The sequence below is a fragment of the Pantoea osteomyelitidis genome (genome assembly GCF_044342975.1).
GTDB lineage: Bacteria > Pseudomonadota > Gammaproteobacteria > Enterobacterales > Enterobacteriaceae > Pantoea > Pantoea osteomyelitidis.
In genome coordinates this window covers 387,252-405,484 of record NZ_JBGFSN010000004.1, presented here as the reverse complement: position 1 = coordinate 405,484, position 18,233 = coordinate 387,252, and the positions used below count along the sequence as shown (strand labels likewise).

Annotated in this window: 18 protein-coding genes; 4 read left to right on the top strand and 14 right to left on the bottom strand. The window is 59.4% G+C overall.

Features of this window, described 5'->3' with window-relative positions:
- Positions 1–8: 8 nt before the first annotated feature.
- The 4 genes from ABU178_RS06910 to argH are packed head-to-tail and all read right to left on the bottom strand — an operon-like array spanning position 9 to position 3,949.
- On the bottom strand, positions 9–833 hold the full coding sequence (locus ABU178_RS06910) for an ABC transporter substrate-binding protein (RefSeq protein WP_397213250.1): 825 nt from the start codon (positions 831–833) through the stop codon (positions 9–11).
- Positions 834–853: 20 nt separating this feature from the next.
- Positions 854–1,618, bottom strand: coding sequence for an amino acid ABC transporter ATP-binding protein (locus ABU178_RS06905; protein ID WP_397213248.1), 765 nt, complete (start codon positions 1,616–1,618; stop codon positions 854–856).
- 16 nt (positions 1,619–1,634) lie between these two features.
- Complete coding sequence (locus tag ABU178_RS06900) at positions 1,635–2,510, bottom strand: amino acid ABC transporter permease (RefSeq protein ID WP_397213247.1); 876 nt, start codon at positions 2,508–2,510, stop codon at positions 1,635–1,637.
- 11 nt (positions 2,511–2,521) lie between these two features.
- Positions 2,522–3,949 carry an argininosuccinate lyase gene (gene argH, locus ABU178_RS06895; protein ID WP_397213246.1) on the bottom strand — a complete coding sequence of 476 codons (1,428 nt, stop codon included), beginning with the start codon at positions 3,947–3,949 and terminating at the stop codon, positions 2,522–2,524.
- Between the two features lie 150 nt (positions 3,950–4,099).
- On the opposite strand from argH, the gene ABU178_RS06890 reads away from it, so the two are divergent.
- Positions 4,100–5,068: a LysR family transcriptional regulator gene (locus ABU178_RS06890; RefSeq protein WP_397213244.1), complete on the top strand. Its 969-nt coding sequence runs from the start codon at positions 4,100–4,102 to the stop codon at positions 5,066–5,068.
- Between the two features lie 34 nt (positions 5,069–5,102).
- Here ABU178_RS06890 and ABU178_RS06885 read toward each other — a convergent pair whose 3' ends face one another.
- Positions 5,103–5,621 carry a GNAT family N-acetyltransferase gene (locus tag ABU178_RS06885; protein WP_397213242.1) on the bottom strand — a complete coding sequence of 173 codons (519 nt, stop codon included), beginning with the start codon at positions 5,619–5,621 and terminating at the stop codon, positions 5,103–5,105.
- Positions 5,618–6,181 carry a helix-turn-helix domain-containing protein gene (locus tag ABU178_RS06880; RefSeq protein WP_397213240.1) on the bottom strand — a complete coding sequence of 188 codons (564 nt, stop codon included), beginning with the start codon at positions 6,179–6,181 and terminating at the stop codon, positions 5,618–5,620. Before ABU178_RS06880 ends, ABU178_RS06885 begins: the two co-directional genes overlap by 4 nt.
- 152 nt (positions 6,182–6,333) lie before the next feature.
- Here ABU178_RS06880 and ABU178_RS06875 point away from each other — a divergent pair, with 152 nt between their 5' ends.
- Positions 6,334–7,068 carry a MerR family transcriptional regulator gene (locus ABU178_RS06875; RefSeq protein WP_397213238.1) on the top strand — a complete coding sequence of 245 codons (735 nt, stop codon included), beginning with the start codon at positions 6,334–6,336 and terminating at the stop codon, positions 7,066–7,068.
- A 196-nt stretch (positions 7,069–7,264) separates the two neighbouring features.
- On the opposite strand, the gene ABU178_RS06870 is transcribed toward ABU178_RS06875, so the two are convergent.
- From ABU178_RS06870 to osmF, 4 genes are read right to left on the bottom strand one after another with little or no spacing between them, the layout of a single operon-like run.
- Complete coding sequence (locus tag ABU178_RS06870) at positions 7,265–7,999, bottom strand: ABC transporter permease (protein WP_397213236.1); 735 nt, start codon at positions 7,997–7,999, stop codon at positions 7,265–7,267.
- The gene (locus tag ABU178_RS06865) at positions 7,999–8,934 is read right to left on the bottom strand and encodes an ABC transporter ATP-binding protein (RefSeq protein ID WP_397213234.1); all 936 of its coding nucleotides are present in this window, start codon (positions 8,932–8,934) and stop codon (positions 7,999–8,001) included. The genes ABU178_RS06870 and ABU178_RS06865 overlap by 1 nt, the downstream gene beginning before the upstream one ends.
- On the bottom strand, positions 8,921–10,084 hold the full coding sequence (locus ABU178_RS06860) for an ABC transporter permease (protein ID WP_397213232.1): 1,164 nt from the start codon (positions 10,082–10,084) through the stop codon (positions 8,921–8,923). The genes ABU178_RS06865 and ABU178_RS06860 overlap by 14 nt, the downstream gene beginning before the upstream one ends.
- A gap of 21 nt (positions 10,085–10,105) precedes the next feature.
- Positions 10,106–10,963 carry a glycine betaine ABC transporter substrate-binding protein OsmF gene (osmF, locus tag ABU178_RS06855; protein ID WP_397215721.1) on the bottom strand — a complete coding sequence of 286 codons (858 nt, stop codon included), beginning with the start codon at positions 10,961–10,963 and terminating at the stop codon, positions 10,106–10,108.
- A gap of 274 nt (positions 10,964–11,237) precedes the next feature.
- Here osmF and ABU178_RS06850 point away from each other — a divergent pair, with 274 nt between their 5' ends.
- Complete coding sequence (locus ABU178_RS06850) at positions 11,238–12,707, top strand: MFS transporter (protein WP_397213230.1); 1,470 nt, start codon at positions 11,238–11,240, stop codon at positions 12,705–12,707.
- Positions 12,708–12,740: 33 nt separating this feature from the next.
- On the opposite strand, the gene idi is transcribed toward ABU178_RS06850, so the two are convergent.
- The 3 genes from idi to ABU178_RS06835 form a co-directional block, all read right to left on the bottom strand.
- Positions 12,741–13,274 (bottom strand): isopentenyl-diphosphate Delta-isomerase, encoded by a 534-nt coding sequence (idi, locus tag ABU178_RS06845; RefSeq protein ID WP_397213228.1) that lies wholly within the window; start codon positions 13,272–13,274, stop codon positions 12,741–12,743.
- Between the two features lie 240 nt (positions 13,275–13,514).
- Entirely contained in the window at positions 13,515–15,410 is a 1,896-nt protein-coding gene (locus ABU178_RS06840; protein ID WP_397213226.1) for a methyl-accepting chemotaxis protein, read from the bottom strand.
- A gap of 145 nt (positions 15,411–15,555) precedes the next feature.
- Complete coding sequence (locus ABU178_RS06835) at positions 15,556–16,665, bottom strand: suppressor of fused domain protein (protein ID WP_397213224.1); 1,110 nt, start codon at positions 16,663–16,665, stop codon at positions 15,556–15,558.
- Between the two features lie 261 nt (positions 16,666–16,926).
- Here ABU178_RS06835 and ABU178_RS06830 point away from each other — a divergent pair, with 261 nt between their 5' ends.
- Positions 16,927–17,229: a hypothetical protein gene (locus ABU178_RS06830; RefSeq protein WP_397213222.1), complete on the top strand. Its 303-nt coding sequence runs from the start codon at positions 16,927–16,929 to the stop codon at positions 17,227–17,229.
- 123 nt (positions 17,230–17,352) lie between these two features.
- Here the strand turns inward: ABU178_RS06830 and ABU178_RS06825 are convergent, their stop codons facing one another.
- Complete coding sequence (locus ABU178_RS06825; RefSeq protein ID WP_397213220.1) at positions 17,353–18,225, bottom strand: oxygenase MpaB family protein; 873 nt, start codon at positions 18,223–18,225, stop codon at positions 17,353–17,355.
- Between the last annotated feature and the right edge of the window lie 8 nt (positions 18,226–18,233).

Below are 18,233 nucleotides of genomic sequence, written 5' to 3'. Positions count from 1 at the left end.
CTCCGCCGTCAGCCCTGGTTGACCATCGCGGCAGTGATGCCGTTATCGCTCAGGCCCCATTTAGCAAGGATTTTGCCGTAGCTGCCGTCAGCGATCATCGCGTCGATCGCCTGCTGTACGGCCGTCACCAGCGCCGGGTTGTTTTTATCGATCGCCATGCCGGTGTACTGGAAGGCAAAGGCTTTATCCAGCGGCTTATAGGTGTTCTTCTCCAGACTCATGATGTAAGGCAGGGTTTCGCTGCCCTGCACCGCTGCATCCAGACGGCGCTGGCGCAGCTGGGTACGCGCATCGGCGCTGCCTTCCGCCCCGACCACCACAATGGCGGGCTTGCCGGCCGCTTCGCAGTGCGCCTTGCTCCAGCTGGCGATTTCCTGCGGGAAGGTGGTGCGACGGCTGGTGCCGACGCGCTTGCCGCAGAGATCCATCGCGCTTTTCAGCTCGCTGCGTGCGGCGAGCGTGTAAAACTGCGGGCCGGTTTTGAAGTAGTCGATAAAGCTCACTACTTTCTGGCGCTCTTTGGTGTCGGTCATGCCGGAGAGCACCATATCCACGCGTTTCGTTACCACTGCGTTGACCATCTGTTCAAAGGCGATCTCCTGCCAGTTGATTTTGATCCCCAGCTTTTCGCCAATCGCCATGCCGAGATCGTAATCCACCCCGGTCAGCTGGTTGCTGGCGGGATCTTTGAAATCCATCGGCGGATAGTTCGGCATAATGGCGACGGTAAGCGCCCCTTTCTCTTTGATCGCCTGCGGCAGCACGGGTGCGGCCCAGGTGGAGGTTTGTATTAACAGCGCAGCAGCAACGGTACCTAACAACATCTTTTTCATGGTATTCACCCCGGTCAGCGTTAAAGAAGAATCGCGTTGATAAAATTTTTCATGCGTGGATTTTGCGGATTCAGCAGGATATCTTCGGGCGCGCCCTGCTCAATGATGCGCCCCTCGTCCATGAACACCACCTGGTTCGCCACTTCGCGCGCGAAGCCCATCTCATGGGTCACAACCAGCATAGTGGTGCCCTCCTTCGCCAGCTGACGCATCACCGCCAGCACCTCCCCCACCATTTCGGGGTCCAGCGCCGAGGTCGGCTCATCAAACAGCATCAGTTTGGGTTTCATCGCCAGCGCACGCGCGATAGCGACCCGCTGCTGCTGGCCGCCGGAAAGCGATTGCGGATAATCGTGGGCTTTGTGCGCCAGGCCGACGCGATCCAGCAGCGCCATCGCCTCTTCGCTCGCTTCACGCTTAGGGCGCAGCAGCACCCGGCACGGTCCTTCGATGATGTTCTCCAGCGCGGTTTTATGTGGAAAGAGGTTGAAACGCTGAAAAACCATGCCGGTTTGCAGGCGCTGGCGCGCAATCTGCCGATCGCTCAGCGGAAAGAGTTTGTTACCGGCGATGCGATAGCCCGCCAGCTCGTTGTCGACCCAGATGCCGCCCTTATCCACTTTCTCTAATTGGTTAATACAGCGCAGAAAGGTGCTTTTCCCCGAGCCGGAAGGGCCGAGAATGCACATCACTTCGCCATAGTTCACCTCAAGGCTGACATCCTTCAGGGCATGGAACTGGTCGAAATATTTGTTCACCTTGACGGCGCGCACGATGTTTCTCATTGCTCAGGCTCCCGAATCATTGACGACGACGCTGGCCGCGTGAGAAGTAGCGCTCCAGCTGGCTCTGGCCAAAAGAGAGCACCGTGACCACGATCAGGTACCAGATACCAGCCACAAACAGCAGTTCCATGACGCGCGCATTGGCGAAGTAGATGTTCTGCGTGTTGTAGAGCAGCTCTGAGTACTGGATCATGCTGGCCAGGCTGGTGGTTTTGATCATGCTGATAAATTCATTGCCCACCGGCGGCAGAATCACACGCATCGCCTGCGGCAGGATGATGCGCTGCAGCGCCTGCAAACGTGGCATGCCGATCGCCTTGGCCGCCTCATACTGGCCGGTATCTACCGACAGCAGACCGGCGCGCACCACTTCCGAGGTGTAAGCCCCCTGGTTGATGCTCAGCCCGAGCAACGCGGCGAGAAACGGGGTCATGATCTGCACCGTTTGCACTTCAAACAGGCCCGGCACGGCGATGACCGGAAACACCAGCGCCAGGTTGAACCAGAGCAGCAGCTGGAGAATCAACGGCGTACCGCGAAAAATCCAGGCGTAGCCTACCGCGATGTAGTGCAGCACCGGATTGGGCGACATGTACATAATGGCGGCCGCCACGCCGAACAGGATGCCGAGCGCCATCGCCAGCACCGACATGATCAGGGTGTTGATCACGCCGTCGAGGATCGCTTTGGCGGTAAAGAACTGCCCGACAAACGACCATTCGATATTGCCGTGGGCGAAGGCGTTGACCAGCACCGCCAGCACGATAACGATGGCGATCGAGGCGCAGATGCGGCCGTAATAGCGGCGCGGCACATAGTGATAGCGGTCAAGGTCGTAGCCGGGCGCGCTGCCCGGCGTGCCTGCCGGTGAGACCTGCGTTGGACTGTTCATCCCGTTTCTCCTCAGGCGCGCGGCCCCGTATAGCTCTCCGCCCACTGCTGTTGCTGTTGCATCAGGGTTTGCAGACGCGCCAGCTGTTCCGCCACGCGCGCCGATGCCGTGCCGCCGTAGCCGGAGCGGGCGGCAATCGCCGCTTCCAGCGTCAGCACTTCGCGCACCTCGGGCGTCAGGCGGCTGTCCACCGCCTGTAGCTGCGCGTCGCTGAGATCGGAAAGCGCGATCGCTTCCTGCTCGCACAGCTGCACCAGCTGGCCGGTAATTTCGTGCGCCTGCTTAAAGGGCACGCCACGCATCGCCAGCCAGTCCGCCACTTCGGTTGCGAGGGTAAAGCCGTCCGGCGCCTGCTCGCGCATCACCGCCCGGTTGAAGCTCAGGGTTTCCACCATGCCAGCCATGGCAGGCAGTACCATCAGCAGCGTGTTAACGGCATCAATCACGTTGCGTTTGTCATCGCTCAGGTCGCGGTTATAGGAGAGCGGCATCGCCTTCATGGTAGTGAGCATCGCCATCAGGTTGCCGACCAGGCGACCGCTGCGGCCGCGCGTCAGCTCGGCGATATCCGGATTTTTCTTCTGTGGCATAATGGAGCTGCCGGTGGCGTAGCTGTCGTGCAGCTCCACCCAGCGGAACTGGCGTGACGCCCACATGCAGATCTCTTCACACAGGCGCGACAGATTAATACCCATCATGCTGGTAACGAACAGAAACTCAGCGGCGTAGTCGCGGCTCGCCACCGCGTCGATGGAGTTTTCACAGGGGGCGCGATAGCCCAGCTCCGCTGCCGACTGTTCCGGCTGGCGCGCAATCGCCGATCCGGCCATCGCGGCGGCGCCCAGCGGCGAGAAGGCGCTGCGGCGATCCCAGTCCTGCATGCGTTCGATGTCGCGGGAAAAAGCCTGAGCGTGGGCCAGCAGCTGATGACCAAACAAAATCGGCTGCGCCTGTTGCAGATGGGTGAAGCCGGGAGCGATGCTCTGCTGATGCTGCGCCGCCTGATCCACCAGCGCCTGTTGCAGTTGCAGCAGCGCGCTTACCAGCTTGCGGCCGTTGTCGCGCAGATAGAGACGCAGATCGTTCACCGTCTGGTCGTTGCGCGAGCGACCGGCGCGCAGCTTGCCGCCCAGCGCGCCGAGACGCTCGGTCAGGGCGCGTTCGATAAAGGTGTGCACATCCTCGTCCGCTGCGATGGGCGCAATCAGACCGGCGCGAAAATCCGCGTCCAGCGCATCTACCGCGACCAGCATCGTCGCCAGTTCGTCATTGCTCAGCAGTCCGGCGCGCGCCAGCTCACGGGCATGGGCGCGGCAGCCAGCAAGATCGTAAGGAGCCAGAGCGAAATAGTAATCCGGGCTGCGCGATAAGGTGGTTAAGGTATCGGCAGGGGCGGCTTTGAAACGTGCGCCCCACAGCAGTTCGGCATTGTCAGACATGCGGATTCCCCTTCAACGGAACAAATAATTTTTAATCGGCGCGGGTTCGCAGCAACAGAAAGAACTTCTTTCTTCTTCTTGCTGGAAAATGGTATTCATTTCAGGTTCACTGTACTTTCACCGCAATAATTCCGGAGTTGAATAGCAAATATGGAAAGTAAAGTTTCCCAATCTGGAAACAATGCGGCTGCGCGCAGTGATAATGCCGTTCTGGCATTAAGTAACGTCGATTTAAAATTACTGCGTGTGTTTAAATGCGTGGTCGAAGCGGGCGGATTAACCGCAGCCAGCAATGAACTGAATATCGGCCTGGCGGCAATCAGCAAACAGCTTTCCGATTTGGAAATCCGCCTCGGCATGACCCTGTGCAGCCGCGGGCGTGAGGGCTTTGAGCTGACGGAATATGGCGTGAATGTTTATCAGGCCACGCTTGAGCTGTTTGTTTCTCTGAATCATTTTCGCGAACGCCTGCATAACAGTCGCGATGAAATCCTCGGCGAGATCGCCATCAGCGTGGTGGACAACACCATTTCCGACCCGCGCTCCCCCGTCACCAGCGCGGTGCAAAAGCTGCACCGGCTCGCCCCAAAAGTGCACATTCGCCTGCAAACCGCCCAGCTGGATGATATTGAACGCGGTATCAGCGAGGGCCGTTTTCATTGCGCTATTGCGCCCGCCTATGAATATAAGAATGAGTTTGATTATTTCCCGCTTTATATTGAGCAGTCGCGGCTTTATTGCGCACGGGATCACACTTTATTTTCTTTAAGCCCTGCGGCCATTTCGCCAGAAATATTGCAGCAGCAGGTGATGATCAACCATCTTTATGTCTCTCAGCGTTATAAAAACCGGCTCTTTACCCGGCAGGAGAGCCATATTCAGGCGGTTCAGGTTGAATCCGTCGCCATGCTGATTCTTACCGGTCACTTTATTGGTTATTTACCTGAACACTACGCGGCGCGCTATATTCAACAGGGCGAGCTACGGGAATTAAGCGATGAGGCGCTGCGGCTAAAAACGCCTTTTTGCCTGATAATTAAAAAAGGGCGGAAAATAAACCAGATTATCCGTTTGTTTATGCAGGCGCTGGCGATTCCCGAAAGCGAAGATCTGCACTAAAAAGGGGAATCTGACGACTCCCCGATTCTCATGGTCACACCAGCTTTTTGTACATCAGCGTGGTGGCGTCGAGTACGCCTTCTGTGGATTCAGCATAAAACGGAATCGCCCCGGCAATCTGCCAGCCCAACGACAGATAGAGGTCGCTGGCGACATCGCCGCTGCGCGTATCGAGCACCAACAGGCTTCGCCCACTCTCCTGCGCCAGCGCTTCCGCCTGCTGCATCAGCCGACGCGCAATGCCCTGACGCCGCGCCTGCGGATGCACCAGCAGCTTGCTGATCTCCGCCCGATGACGCCCGTTAGGCATGCCGCTGTAGCACACCATCACGGTGGCGACGATGCGTCCCGCCTCCCGCGCCACCAGTAGCTGACAATCCCCGCTGGCAATGCTGTAAACCCTATCCTGCCAGAAGCGCGCTATCGCCTCGCCGTCGGCAGCATTAATAAAGCCCACGCTCGCTCCGTCGGCCACGCAGGCGCGCAGCACTTCGCACAGCGCCGACAGTTCCTGTTGCGTCTGCGGCGCGTTCAACTCTTCATAATCAATCATGGTCGGCATACCACCAGCACATAGCGCGCGCCTTCAATGTCAGAGGCCTGAAACGCGGATTTCCCGGTTAAATGAAAGCGCAGCACATCCCCTGCTCTCAGCGTCCAGCGCTGCGCCTCCATGGTGATCTCCAGCGCGCCCGCCAGCAGCCAGATATGCTGCTCAAGGCCCTGCACCGGCGGTGCATCGTAGTCGATACGCGCCCCGGCGCGTAGCTGTGCTTCCACCATCTCGGCCCGGAAGCCATTCGCAGGCGGTGACAGGTTGCGGCGATAAAAGCCGCTCTCCTCGTCCTGCCAGAGCGGCTGCTGTTCAGGCGTCAGCAACAGCGCAGCCTCTTCCTCCACCTCGCTCAGCAAACGCGACATGGTTAAGCCATAGGCCACACAGAGTCGGTTCAGTAATGCGGCAGTGGGACTGGTTTCTCCACGCTCAATCCGCGACAATGAGGCACGGCTGATGCCGGTCGCCAGCGACAGTTCATCAAGCGACCAGCCGCGCGTGATGCGTAATTCCGCCAGCCGTGCGGCCAGACGCTGTTCAGTATCAGGTTGCTGCATTGGATTCCTCTCATATATGGGAATAATATCTCATGTATGAGATTAAGCGTGAAAGTATGCGTGGGATCAAGTTGTACAGTGCAAAATAGTTTGTACAAGTTGCCCGGCTTCGTTAAGGTAAACAGAGCTAAAGCACTTAATATGGTGAACACATGGTCTTATACAGTATCGGCGAAGTTGCTGAGCGCTGTGGCATCAACCCGGTAACACTCCGTGCGTGGCAGCGCCGTTATGGCCTGTTAAAGCCGCAGCGCACCGAGGGAGGTCACCGTCAGTTCGATGATGAAGATGTTCAACGTATTGAAGAGATCAAACGCTGGATAGAGAGCGGCGTGCCCGTTGGTAAGGTAAAAGCGCTGCTGGAAGGCGAGAAGCTTAGCGTCAATGACGGTTGGGCGCCTCTGCAGGAAGATCTGATGAGCGTGCTGCGCCATGCAAAAGCCTCAAAGCTGCGGGCAAAGATCGCCACGCTCGGACGCGAAAACCCGGTTGATGTGCTGATCGACCAGGTCTTTATGCCGGTACGCCAGCGTCTCGGTCTGGATCAGAATACCGCGCGCACCATGTGCAGTCTGCTGGATGGCGCGCTGATCGACTACGTGGCGTTCTGTCTGACAGGCGCACGGAAAAAAGCGGGCAAAGATGCGCTGATTCTTGGCTGGGGCGTCGAAGATCGCACCCGCATCTGGCTGGAAGCCTGGCGTCTTTCTCAACACGGCTGGCGGGTGGATGTGCTGGCGGAGCCGCTGGAAATTCCGCGCCCGGAACTCTTTCCGGGGCAGACGCTGTTTCTCTGGACCGGTAAAAAACTGACGCGTCGCCAGCAGGAGCAGCTAAGTCACTGGCAGGAGCAGGGTTTTTCGGTGCATATTCACGGCAGCGACTGATTCTGCTCTGGTTTTGCCCCTCTGTTGCTGAGGAAAACGCACGCACGGCGCTTTGTGCTGCGCCCGGTCCGCGTTATTATCGCTGCTCTTTGACACGCATCAGGTTTTTTCATGAACTGGCAAAAAATCTTCATCACCCTTCTGTTTCTCATCATGGCAATCGGCGGCATGGGCGGCATGATGCTGGTGGGATACACTATCGTGCTGCACTCACGCTAAGCCAACGCTGCAGGCGCTCAAACAGGCGATCGCTGACGATAGCCAGCAGCGCCACCAGCAGCGCGCCCTGAATCACATAGGCGGTATTAAAGCCGCTCAGACCGATAATCACCGGCGAGCCGAGACTTTTTGCCCCCACCGTCGAGGCGATGGCCGCCGTGCCAATATTAATGATCACCGAGGTGCGCACCCCGGCGATGATCACCGGCGCCGCCAGCGCCAGCTCCACCTGCCATAACCGTTGCCAGGCGCTCATGCCCACCCCTTCGGCAATTTCGCGGCTGCTGGCGGGCACGCCATCCAGACCCGCCAGCGTGCCCTGCAAAATCGGCAGCAGACCATAGAGCAGCAGCGCGATCACCGCAGGCCAGGCGCCAAAGCCCATCACCGGCACGGCGATCGCCAGCACCGCGACCGGCGGAAAAGTTTGTCCGGCGGCGGCGAGGGTCTCCAGTAGCGGACGAAACGGCAGTCCGTGACGCCGGGTCACCAGCACGCCGCTGCCCACGCCGATCACCAACGCCAGCGCGCTGGCTGAAAACACCAATACAATGTGCGCCAACGCCAGCTGCCAGAAGCTGTCCTGCTGATAGAGCGGGCGCTGCAACTGCGGAAACCACCAGGCAAACAGCGGGCCGCTGTAAGGCATTGCCAGCAACAGCGCGATAAATAACAGCACCAGCCACAGCAGCGGATCTTTGCGCCAGCGCATCAGCTTACCTCGCGCTGGCGCAGCAGATCGGCAAAGTGCAGCACGCCCAGCGGCTGCTGGCGATCGTCCACCACCGGCAGCTTATCGGTCTGACGGGCAATAAACTGCGACAGCGCCTCGCGCAGCGTCAGGCTGGCGGCGATCGCTTCCCCGTCCAGCCACTCGCCGCGCCGTGCAGACATTCCCACCAGCCCGAGGGAAAGCAGACGCACTCCCAGCTCGCTGCGGCCAAAAAAGTCGCGCACAAAAGGGGTTTTCGGCTGGGTGAGCAGCTCAACTGGCTTGCCCTGTTGAATGATTTCGCCGCCGTCCATCAGCACCAGCCGGTCCGCCAGCGCTAACGCCTCGTCGATATCGTGCGTCACCAGCACGATGGTACGCTCGGAAAGGCGATGAATGCGCAGCATCTCCTGCTGCAGCGCGCCGCGCGTCACCGGATCGAGCGCGCCGAAAGGCTCGTCCATCAGCAGTACTTCGGGATCGGCGGCCAGCGCGCGCGCCACGCCGACGCGCTGCTGCTGCCCGCCGGAAAGCTGATGGGGATAGCGCGTGGCCAGAGTGGGGTCGAGATTCAGCAGCGCCAGCAGTTCATTCACCCGCGCCCGGATGCGCGCCTTCGGCCACTTCAGCAGCACCGGCACGGTGGCGATGTTCTTTTCCACCGTCCAGTGGGGAAACAGACCGATAGACTGAATGGCGTAGCCCATGCGGCGACGCAGCGTGCGCTCATCGAAACGGCGAATCTCTTCGCCTGCGAAGCGAATCTGCCCTTCGTCATGCTCAATCAGCCGGTTGATCATCTTTAAGGTGGTGGATTTGCCCGAACCGGAGGTGCCAATCAGCACGGTAAAATCCCCTGCGGCAATCTCCAGCGTCAGATCTTTCACGGCGGGCTTGCCGGAAAAATATTTACTTACCCGATCAAAATGAATCATCGGTTTTTCTCTCCAGCAGGGAAATAACCAGGCGAAACAGCGCATCAAGGATTACCGCCAGCGCCACCACCGGGATCACGCCAAGCAGCACCAGATCGAGCGCGCTGCTCAGCAGCCCCTGAAAGATGATCGCGCCAAAGCCGCCTGCGCCAATCAGCGCGGCGATCACCGCCATCCCCAGCGTCTGCACCACTACCACGCGCAAACCGGCCAGCCAGACCGGCAGCGCCAGCGGCACTTCCGCATGCCAGAACTGCTGCAGCGGCCCCATGCCCATGCCGCGCGCGGTTTCAATAACCTCGGCGGGAACCTGTTGCAAACCCGCCACCACGCTGCGCACCAGCGGCAACAGTGCATAAAGCACCAGCGCGATCAGCGCGGGCGCGGCGCCGATGCCGCCGATGCCCCAGTTGCTCAGCGTTGGAAACGCCTGCGCCAGCCCCGCCAGCGGCGCAATCAGCAGGCCAAACAGCGCCACGGAGGGCACGGTCTGAATCACGTTCAGCACGCCAAATACCCCGGACTGCCAGCGCGACCGTCGGTACAGCCAGATGCCGAGCGGCACGCCAACCAGCAGCGCGGGCAGCAGCGTGCCGCCCAGCAGCATCAGATGGCGGGAGAAGGCCTGATCAAATACCTGCTGGCGGTTGGCATACTCTTTCAGGATAGAGAGCTGCGCCAGCTGGCCGCCGAGCAGCATCAGCAGCGGCAGCAGCCACATCTGAGCGTTAAGCAACAGCCGCCACAGCGCGTTGCGCGTGAGATTGCGGATGGCGTCGGCGGCCAGCAGCAGGGAGAGCGCGGCGGAGAGCCACAGGCCGCTGCCGAAGGCGGTGCGGGCCAGCGCGCTGCCCTGTAGGGCCAGCGAGGCGGCGTGCTGGCCGCTGAGGAAAATCATGCCGGCCAGCAGCAGTTCCGCCAGCAGCAACATCAGAAGGCGGGTGGATGCCATGGGCCTTCGTGCGGCCAGCAGCCAGAGCAGCGCCAGCGGCAGCAACAGCAGCCAGCCGTGGGCGATTTGCCACAGCGTCAGCGGCTGGCCGGAGACCAGCCGGTTGGCGGCATAAGTCAGAAACGGCAGGCTACTTAGCGTAATACTCAGCAGCGCCAGCAGCAGCAACGGCACCGGATGGTGACAGCGAATGCGCATTCCCCGATCGATCCGCTCAGGTTACAGCAGCTTTTTCTGCTGTAAGTAATTCACCGCCACGCTTTTGGCGTCCTGCCCTTCTACCGCAATCTGCGCGTTAAGCTGCTGCAGGGTTTTGGCATCCAGCGAGGCGAATACCGGCTGTAGCCAGCGACCCATATCGGGGTACTGTTTCAGCACCGCTTCGCGCACGACCGGCGTTGGCGCGTAGATCGGCTGTACCCCTTTGGGATCGCTCAGGGTTTCCAGCCCCAGCGCGGCCACCGGGCCGTCGGTGCCGTAGGCCATCGCCGCATTCACGCCGGAGGTTTGCTGCGCAGCGGCTTTGATGGTGACCGCCGTATCGCCCCCCGCCAGCGACAGCAGCTGATCCTGAGTGAGCTTGAAGCCGTACGATTTTTCAAACGCCGGTAGCGCATCGCTGCGCTCGATAAATTCCGCCGAGGCGGCCAGTTTGAAATCGCCGCCCTTATGCAGATAGCCGCTGAGATCGGCCAGCGAGGTCAGGTTGTTCTTTTTGGCGACGTCGCTGCGCACCGCAATGGTCCAGGTATTGTTCGCGGGCGCAGGCGTCAGCCAAATCAGATGATTTTTCTGCGCATCCAGCGCTTTGACCTTTTTATAGCCCGCCGCTGCGTTTTTCCAGGCATGATCTTTCTCGTCATTGAAGAAAAAGGCGCCGTTGCCGGTATATTCCGGATAGATATCGAGTTCGCCCGCCACAATGGCGCCGCGCACCACCTGAGTGTTGCCGAGCTGAATTTTATTGACGGTTTTCACGCCATGCTTCTCCAGCACCTGCAAAATAATATTGCCCAGCAGCGATCCTTCAGTGTCGATTTTCGACCCTACGCGCACCGGATCGGCCGCCTGGGCCATGCCTGTAGCAAGCGCCAGCGCCGCTATCCCCAGTAAACCCAAACGCAAACGAGTTCCAGCCATCCTCTTTTCCTTATTTGCTGTTCTTTTCGTTAATGCTTAAAAGCGTAGCTCAATGCGTTTCGCTCGCCGCAGGGATTCTTCGATTCGTGAGAATAAGCGCCGGGTGCGCGTCAGAGCATTGGGATCTGAGATATAACAAAATGGAATTTAGGGCAGGCGCGGTGCGGATTATTCTCATTGGCACTTTTAAACTAATAATACTGACAACATCATGACTGATTTAACCTCTTCTGCGCATGTGGCGCAGGCAGGGAACCGACCCTCCGGGGAGACGCAGTGGATCCGCAGTGCCGCTGACGTCTCAAACCTGGTCAACAACAGTACCCAGGCGCGCAGCAATGCGAACATCGTTATCGCCATTGCGCTGGGCGGCGTGTTTCTTGACGCTTACGATCTCGGCGCGCTGGCGTTTGGCGTGAAAGACGTGGCGCGGGAATTTAACCTGACGCCCACCGGCACCGGGCTGGTCGCTTCGGCGATCACCTTCGGCGCCATTGTGGGCGCGCTGATCGGCGGTTACCTGACCGATAAGATTGGCCGCTACCGTGTCTTTATGGCCGATATGTTTTTCTTTGTGGTAGCTGCCCTCGCCTGCGCCTTTGCGCCCAACGAGTATGTGCTGGGAGGCGCCCGTTTCGTGATGGGGCTGGGGGTCGGTATCGATCTGCCGGTAGCGATGGCATTTCTGGCGGAATTCTCGAAGCTGCGCGGCAAAGGCAACAAGGCGGCCAGCGTGGCGATGTGGTGCCCCACCTGGTATGCCGCCATCAGCATCTCTTATCTGCTGGTGCTGCTGCTGTATGCGGTGCTGCCGGAGAGCCATACCGGCTGGCTGTGGCGTCTGATTCTGGGCTTTGGCGCGGTGCCGGCGCTGGTGATTATCGCCATCCGCAGCCGCTATATCAGCGAATCGCCGGTCTGGGCGGCGAATCAGGGCAACCTGAAAGGGGCGGCAGAGATCCTGCGCAGCTCCTATAACATCAATGCGGAAGTGGCACCCGACGCCGACCTCAGCAAGCTGAAGCCGACGCGCCGCGCCAGCTGGCGCAACTACGGCGCGCTGTTGCAGGGTGTCTATTTGCGGCGCACGGTGTTGGCGACCATCACTTCCGTCGCTTCCGCCTTTGCCTATAACGCCGTGGCGTTTGGTCTGCCGGTGATTATCTCCAGCTTTTTCGCCCAGTCGATGCTCACCACCATTCTGGTGTCGCTGGCGCTGAATCTGCTGTTCGCCTTTGTCGGCGGCCTGCTGGCGGTGCGGCTGGTGCCGAAGCTCGGCGCCTGGAAGATGTCGGTGACGGGCTACGCCTGTCAGTGCGTCGCGCTGCTTGGCCTGGCGCTGATTGGTCGTCCGGCGGGCGGCGAAGAGGCTGCGCTGGCGATTGCCATGCTGGCGCTGTTCCTGTTTGGTCAGGGTTTTGGTCCCGGCTCACACACCATGACTTTCGCCTCGCTCAGCTATCCTACCTCGCTGCGCGGCGTGGGCGTCGGCTTTAACCAGACGCTGATGCGCGGCAGCTCCACCGTTTCGCTCTTTGCCTTCCCGGTGCTGGCCGCAGCGCTTGATACTCAGGTCTTTTGGGTGATCGCGCTGGCTCCGCTGGCGGGTCTGCTGGCGCTGCTGGCGATTCGCTGGGAGCCGTCGGGCTACGACGTGGATGCGGAGGATTTCTCCCGCTGATGTCAGGCGCGCGTCAGGGATGACGCGCCGCCCTCACGCCGGCAGGCTGAAGGCATCCAGAGAGGCAGGAATACGCGGAAAAGTATGCAGGAACCACGGCGTAAAACGTTCCGGATCGCACGTCATCTCTTCACGAAGCTCACCTACCGAACGATAGCACCAGGCGTCCGCCTCTTCAGGATTGAGGATCGGCTGCGCATCGCTGATAGCAAAAAAGACGTGACCATACTCATGCTCGGTGAGTCCGTTGCTGAGCGGCAGGTTGTAGCTCAGTTCAAACACCGGCGTCAGGCTGAGATCTAACCCCATCTCTTCCCAGAGACGACGCTCCGCCGCGTGCTGCGTCGATTCCTGCGGATAAGGGTGTCCGCAGCAGGTGTTGCTCCACAAACCGCCGCAGTGATATTTGTCGCTGGCGCGGCGCTGCAACAGCAATTCATGGCGTGAATTAAACACGTAAACCGTCACAGCGCGATGCAGCAATCCCTTTTCATGCACTTCCAGCTTTTCCATTTTACCGGTGGGACGATCAAGATGGTCGACAAGGATAACTTCAATTGCGGACATGACAACTCCTTCAGAAAAATCCCAACCATTTTACACCATCTCCTCTTCAACGGCGGCAAAATGGCGAATGTACAGATGGCATTCTGTGCGGTTTCCCGCGCGACTGGCGCAGCGGCCACGCGTAACGACTAAAAATTTGCTCTGATAAAGCAGAATCTCTGGTAAAGCGTAGCAGCCAGCGGAGAAAGTGGGTAAAGCGGAGAAAAGCGCGGCCGCAGTGGGCCGCGCCGGTACCTCTTTTTAAAGCTTAAAGCTGTGCACCACCTGCTCCAGCTGCACGCTCTGCTCCTCCATCGCCTGGGCGGCGGTGGAAACCTGCTCCACCAGCGCCGCATTCTGCTGCGTGGTGCTGTCCAGCTGGTTGATCGCCACGTTCACCTGCTCGATCCCCATGCTCTGCTCACGGCTGGCGGACATGATTTCCCCCATCAGGGTAGTGACGCTGCTGACGCCGCGCATCAGCTCATCCATGGTCTGACCTGCCTGCTCCACCAGCTGGCTGCCGGTATCGATGTTGGCGACCGACTCCTCAATCAACTTTTTAATTTCACGGGCGGAGTTGGCGGAGCGCTGCGCCAGACTGCGCACCTCGGAGGCCACCACGGCAAAGCCGCGTCCCTGCTCCCCTGCGCGCGCCGCTTCCACCGCCGCGTTCAGGGCAAGAATATTAGTCTGAAAGGCGATGCTGTCGATGACGCTGATAATATCCACCACCTTGCGTGAAGAATGATGAATTTCTCCCATGGTGCTCACCACCTGACGCACTACCTGAGTGCCGCGTGCCGCCACCTGTGAGGCGTCGCCTGCCAGTGCGTTGGCATGGGTGGCGTTATCGGCGTTCTGGCGCACCGTGCCGGTCAGCTCCTCCATAGACGCGGCGGTTTGCACAATCGAGCTGGCCTGATCTTCCGTACGCGAGGAAAGATCGGCGTTGCCGCTGGCGATCTCGCGCGAGGCGGCAGTGATTGCCAGTGCGCTGTCGCCTACCTGACGCATCAGTCCCTGCAGATATTCAATGAACTGGTTGAAGCTCTGCGCCACGGCGTTGAATTCCGCGCTGTTACTGACCGGCAAACGCTGGGTAAGATCGGCTCCGCCGGTCGACAGCGCCTGGATGTTGCTGTTGAGCTGGCTGAGACGCTTCATCATGGCGCGCACAAAAGTCAGCAGCACCAGCAGCAGGATCACGGCCAGCGGAATCTGCACCAGGCCAAGACGCGTCAGCATACTGTGGGTTTGCACCTGCAGCAGGCTGCCGGGCACATCGCTGGCGAGATACCACGGGCTGTTGGGGATCGCCTGCAGGAACAGCATATGATCGCCATCTTCACCCTGATACTCCGTCTGCGTCGGCTGGGCAGAGGCATCGGCCAGCAGGGCTTTCAGCGGGGCAGCCATCGGCAAGGTGAGATCGCTGAGATACTCCAGCTTCGGCGTGCCCTGCGTCAGCGCGGCATTACCCACCACCTTGCCGTCCGCTTCCACAATCAGCACGCGTCCCTGAATCGCCTCGCCCATCTGCTGCGCCAGGTGGTTGAAAAAGCCCAGCGTCACGTCAATGGTGGCGACGCCCCAGGCGTTGCCGTCACGGTAAATCGCCATCGCACAGTTGGTGCGCGGCTGCGGGCTGGCGGCATCCTGATAGGCTTTCGCCCAGGCGCACTGCCCTTTCGGCGCGGCGAGTCCATCTTTGTACCACGACTGTTGCCAGTAGTTATCCGCCTCGGCCGAGTTCCAGAAGCTGTTTACCTTCAGCTGATTGCTGCTGTCGCGGGCAAAAAAGCTGCTGTCTTTCTCTTTGGCCGGATCGCGATGATTCGGCAAAGGCCAGATACCGCCGCCAAACACGTTGGTATCCTGATACTGGTTCACCAGCGCTGGCAGCAGCGCGTCAATCGTCGCGCTATCCATCACCGCCGCCGATTCGGTAATCGCCCGCTGCTGCGCCTGCACCCGGTTCATCTGCTCGACAATACGCGACGCCAGGGCAGCAACTTCATAACGCACCAGCCGACTTTCGTTACGCGTCAACTGCGGCGCGACAAACTGGTTGATCACCAAGACGGTAATCAGCATCAGCAGGAGGAAAAATGCGATCAGCGTGAGCGTAAAGCGTGATTGTGTGGTTTTTAACATAGACGTGCCCTTTACCAGGAGAGGCGCGATTGCCTGATCCCGGTTAACGGCCTGGCAGAACGGAACTTGAGATGGGCGGGTTCACAAAAATGAAAAAGAGTTGCGCTCTCCCTGATTCGGGAGAGAAGCAGCCGGAAAGCAAGCGCTACGCTTCGGCATCCACTACCTGCTGACGCGGACGAAAAATATGATTATTGCCGTCCGCCAGCAGCAGATTGAGGAGCTGTTCGCCGCCGTTTTCTTCAGCCTGGGCAAACTCACGCTCCGCTTCAGTCACCGGGGTTGACCAGAGCAGATTGACGTGGTCGCCGTCGCGCTTCGGCAGTTTGAACTGCGCGCTGTCAGCAGCCAGCGCGTTAGCCAGCAGGAAGCTTTCGAAACCCACCGGCGCCACTTCCGACGCCAGCGTGTGGCCTTCGCCCACCCAGCTCAGACGCGACCAGGGCAGATGAGCGAATTCCGCCAGCGCGCTGGCCATCTGTACCGCGTTGGATTCGGTCATCACGTCGCCATCCACCGCCATCGCCAGCTCCACGCGACGATACTGCGGCGCCAGCTCCTCGTAGAGATAATCCACCTGCGGCATCGGGCGAATGCTCATGCCGAGCGTCAGAAAATACCAGACGCCACGATGCCAGTGCTGAGAAATCGCCATCGGCGGCCAGTTTCCCTGGTCGATGGCGTAATATTTTACCGACTCGCCAAACTGCGTTTGATAGCACTGCAACAGCTCATGCTGCACCAGATCCCACAGATGGCCGTCGTGCCAGTCGCGCCAGAAGTGACGATGCTGTTCCGCCAGCGCGTAATAGTGGTTAGTGGAGGCGGAGCCGAGCGGCGCGGTAAGACGATTTTTACGCAGGCAACCAGCGGAAAAACTCACCTGCTTATCCTGATAGAGGCTCCAGCCGGGGATCACCGCCAGCAGCTGGCCGTTATACCAGAGCGCGGCGCCATCATCGCTGGGCTCCCACATCACCTGAAGCCCGGCGGGATCGAGCGGCGGCTCCGCCTCCAGGGTGCGGCAATATTCCGCACTGAGCAGCGGCGCAATACCCTGCTCCATTGCCGCGCGATCCTCCTGCTGCGGCGCAGGCAGCAGGTTGCGCAACCAACAGCCGCGTACCGCATACTGGCTGCGAAACAGGTCGTTCGGCCAGATGTAAAAGTAGGCGGTGCGCTCATCCTGTTCGACGATTGCCGTGAGGGTACGTTGCTGATTGTGGACTTCGGCAATCAGATGTTGATAGCTCATAGTGCCTCGACAAAAGCGTGGAGGAATCCTTTTTCCCCGAGAATAGAGCAGGATCGGCACTCGTGCCATGCGAGACAAGGGTAAAAATCTCAAAGTGCGGGCTGTGAATATTACCCGGCCTGATATTCAGAATTGAGCGAAGCGGCAATAATGCAGCAAGGCATAATGTTTTCTTCACAATCCTTTCAAGTGACGCTGCAATTTATTTCGACATTTTTTCACTATCGGGCGTGTTAACGTCAATTTATCCTGACTTTACACATGGAGCGGCACAAGGTGCATGGCCTCGATGTCAGTATCAAAGAGTTAGTTATCTACGCCTTTCTGGCCTGGCTGTTTTTTCGCTACAGCGGGATAATGATTTCATTAGCCTTTTTCTGCAGCGGCCTGCTGGCGTTGCTGCTTTTACCCGTTGACATGTGGTACAGCCTGTTTGCCTTTGCCCTGATGGGCATCGGGCTGGGGCTGCTGCTGTACCGCTACCATTTGCGATATGACAAGCTGCATCATCAGATGAACAGGCCGCGCACCTATACGGCAGGGCGTGATGAGTTTCATCAGTGAAGCAGGTTTAATCTTTTCCCGCCGGGCAGATTTAAACTTTGAAAAGGTAAACGGGTTGGCGGCGCTTTAATTCGTCTGCAACCCTTTAGCGGAAGTAATCTGTTGCCGTAAGGCAAATACATCTCAGCTGATTCGCCCCATGCGCTTCATCGCTTTGTGATAAGCGCCGCGCTGAATTGACCAGCGCAGGCCAGCGGCGAGCAATTGAATTTGCCGATCGAGCGCCAGACGTTCCAGCGTGCTGAAGCGATAGCCGCTCTGCTGCTGTGCCCATTCCGGCATCAGGCTGATGCCCGCTTTCATCATCACTTTCATTACCGGTTTCGCCTGCCAGCTGGGCGCCGGGGCGTTCATCAACAGACGCGTCACTTCCCGCGTGCGATCGTCCACCTTCAATTCACTGCGCATCTGGTGAAAATAATCGGCTACCGCCTCGCGGCTTTTCGGCACCCCTTCCGCCCCCAGCGCTTCCGCAATCTGCGCCGCTTCCCTGTAGTAGCGATCCTGATCCGCCCCACTGAGGCGCGGGTTTTTGTAGCGAAGATGGGAAGCGAGAAAGCGGCTGGTTTCCGCTACATGCACCCAGGTAAGCAGGTGGGGATCGCTGGCGGCATAGGGCTGGCCGTAAGCGTCCACGCCGCTGACCTGTAAATGAATGCGCTTCACGCGCTCGATGAGCGTCTGCGCGTCGGCGCGATTACCAAAAGTGGTGACGGCAATAAACTGGCTGGTGCGTCGCAGGCGACCCATCATATCCTGGCGGAAGTTTGAGTGATCCCAGACCCCGGCCAGCGCAGAAGGATGCATCATCTGCAATAACAGCGCGCTGATGCCGCCGCACATCATCGAGGTGAAATCGCCGTGCACCTGCCAGATCACGCTCTCCGGGCCAAACAGGCCCGGATCGCCCGGCGGTTGGGAGAGATCGAATTCATTTAGCGACAGGCCGTTCACCCGAAAGACCTGACGCTCGATACGTTGCCGAAGAATTTTCATATGTCAGG

Excerpts from the sequence above, each read along its gene's own strand:
- ABU178_RS06910 (WP_397213250.1), bottom strand. The coding sequence starts at position 833 with ATGAAAAAGATGTTGTTAGGTACCGTTGCTGCTGCGCTGTTAATACAA.
- ABU178_RS06905 (WP_397213248.1), bottom strand. The coding sequence starts at position 1,618 with ATGAGAAACATCGTGCGCGCCGTCAAGGTGAACAAATATTTCGACCAG.
- ABU178_RS06900 (WP_397213247.1), bottom strand. The coding sequence starts at position 2,510 with ATGAACAGTCCAACGCAGGTCTCACCGGCAGGCACGCCGGGCAGCGCG.
- argH (WP_397213246.1), bottom strand. The coding sequence starts at position 3,949 with ATGTCTGACAATGCCGAACTGCTGTGGGGCGCACGTTTCAAAGCCGCC.
- ABU178_RS06890 (WP_397213244.1), top strand. The coding sequence starts at position 4,100 with ATGGAAAGTAAAGTTTCCCAATCTGGAAACAATGCGGCTGCGCGCAGT.
- ABU178_RS06885 (WP_397213242.1), bottom strand. The coding sequence starts at position 5,621 with ATGATTGATTATGAAGAGTTGAACGCGCCGCAGACGCAACAGGAACTG.
- ABU178_RS06880 (WP_397213240.1), bottom strand. The coding sequence starts at position 6,181 with ATGCAGCAACCTGATACTGAACAGCGTCTGGCCGCACGGCTGGCGGAA.
- ABU178_RS06875 (WP_397213238.1), top strand. The coding sequence starts at position 6,334 with ATGGTCTTATACAGTATCGGCGAAGTTGCTGAGCGCTGTGGCATCAAC.
- ABU178_RS06870 (WP_397213236.1), bottom strand. The coding sequence starts at position 7,999 with ATGCGCTGGCGCAAAGATCCGCTGCTGTGGCTGGTGCTGTTATTTATC.
- ABU178_RS06865 (WP_397213234.1), bottom strand. The coding sequence starts at position 8,934 with ATGATTCATTTTGATCGGGTAAGTAAATATTTTTCCGGCAAGCCCGCC.
- ABU178_RS06860 (WP_397213232.1), bottom strand. The coding sequence starts at position 10,084 with ATGCGCATTCGCTGTCACCATCCGGTGCCGTTGCTGCTGCTGGCGCTG.
- osmF (WP_397215721.1), bottom strand. The coding sequence starts at position 10,963 with ATGGCCCAGGCGGCCGATCCGGTGCGCGTAGGGTCGAAAATCGACACT.
- ABU178_RS06850 (WP_397213230.1), top strand. The coding sequence starts at position 11,238 with ATGACTGATTTAACCTCTTCTGCGCATGTGGCGCAGGCAGGGAACCGA.
- idi (WP_397213228.1), bottom strand. The coding sequence starts at position 13,274 with ATGTCCGCAATTGAAGTTATCCTTGTCGACCATCTTGATCGTCCCACC.
- ABU178_RS06840 (WP_397213226.1), bottom strand. The coding sequence starts at position 15,410 with ATGTTAAAAACCACACAATCACGCTTTACGCTCACGCTGATCGCATTT.
- ABU178_RS06835 (WP_397213224.1), bottom strand. The coding sequence starts at position 16,665 with ATGAGCTATCAACATCTGATTGCCGAAGTCCACAATCAGCAACGTACC.
- ABU178_RS06830 (WP_397213222.1), top strand. The coding sequence starts at position 16,927 with ATGGAGCGGCACAAGGTGCATGGCCTCGATGTCAGTATCAAAGAGTTA.
- ABU178_RS06825 (WP_397213220.1), bottom strand. The coding sequence starts at position 18,225 with ATGAAAATTCTTCGGCAACGTATCGAGCGTCAGGTCTTTCGGGTGAAC.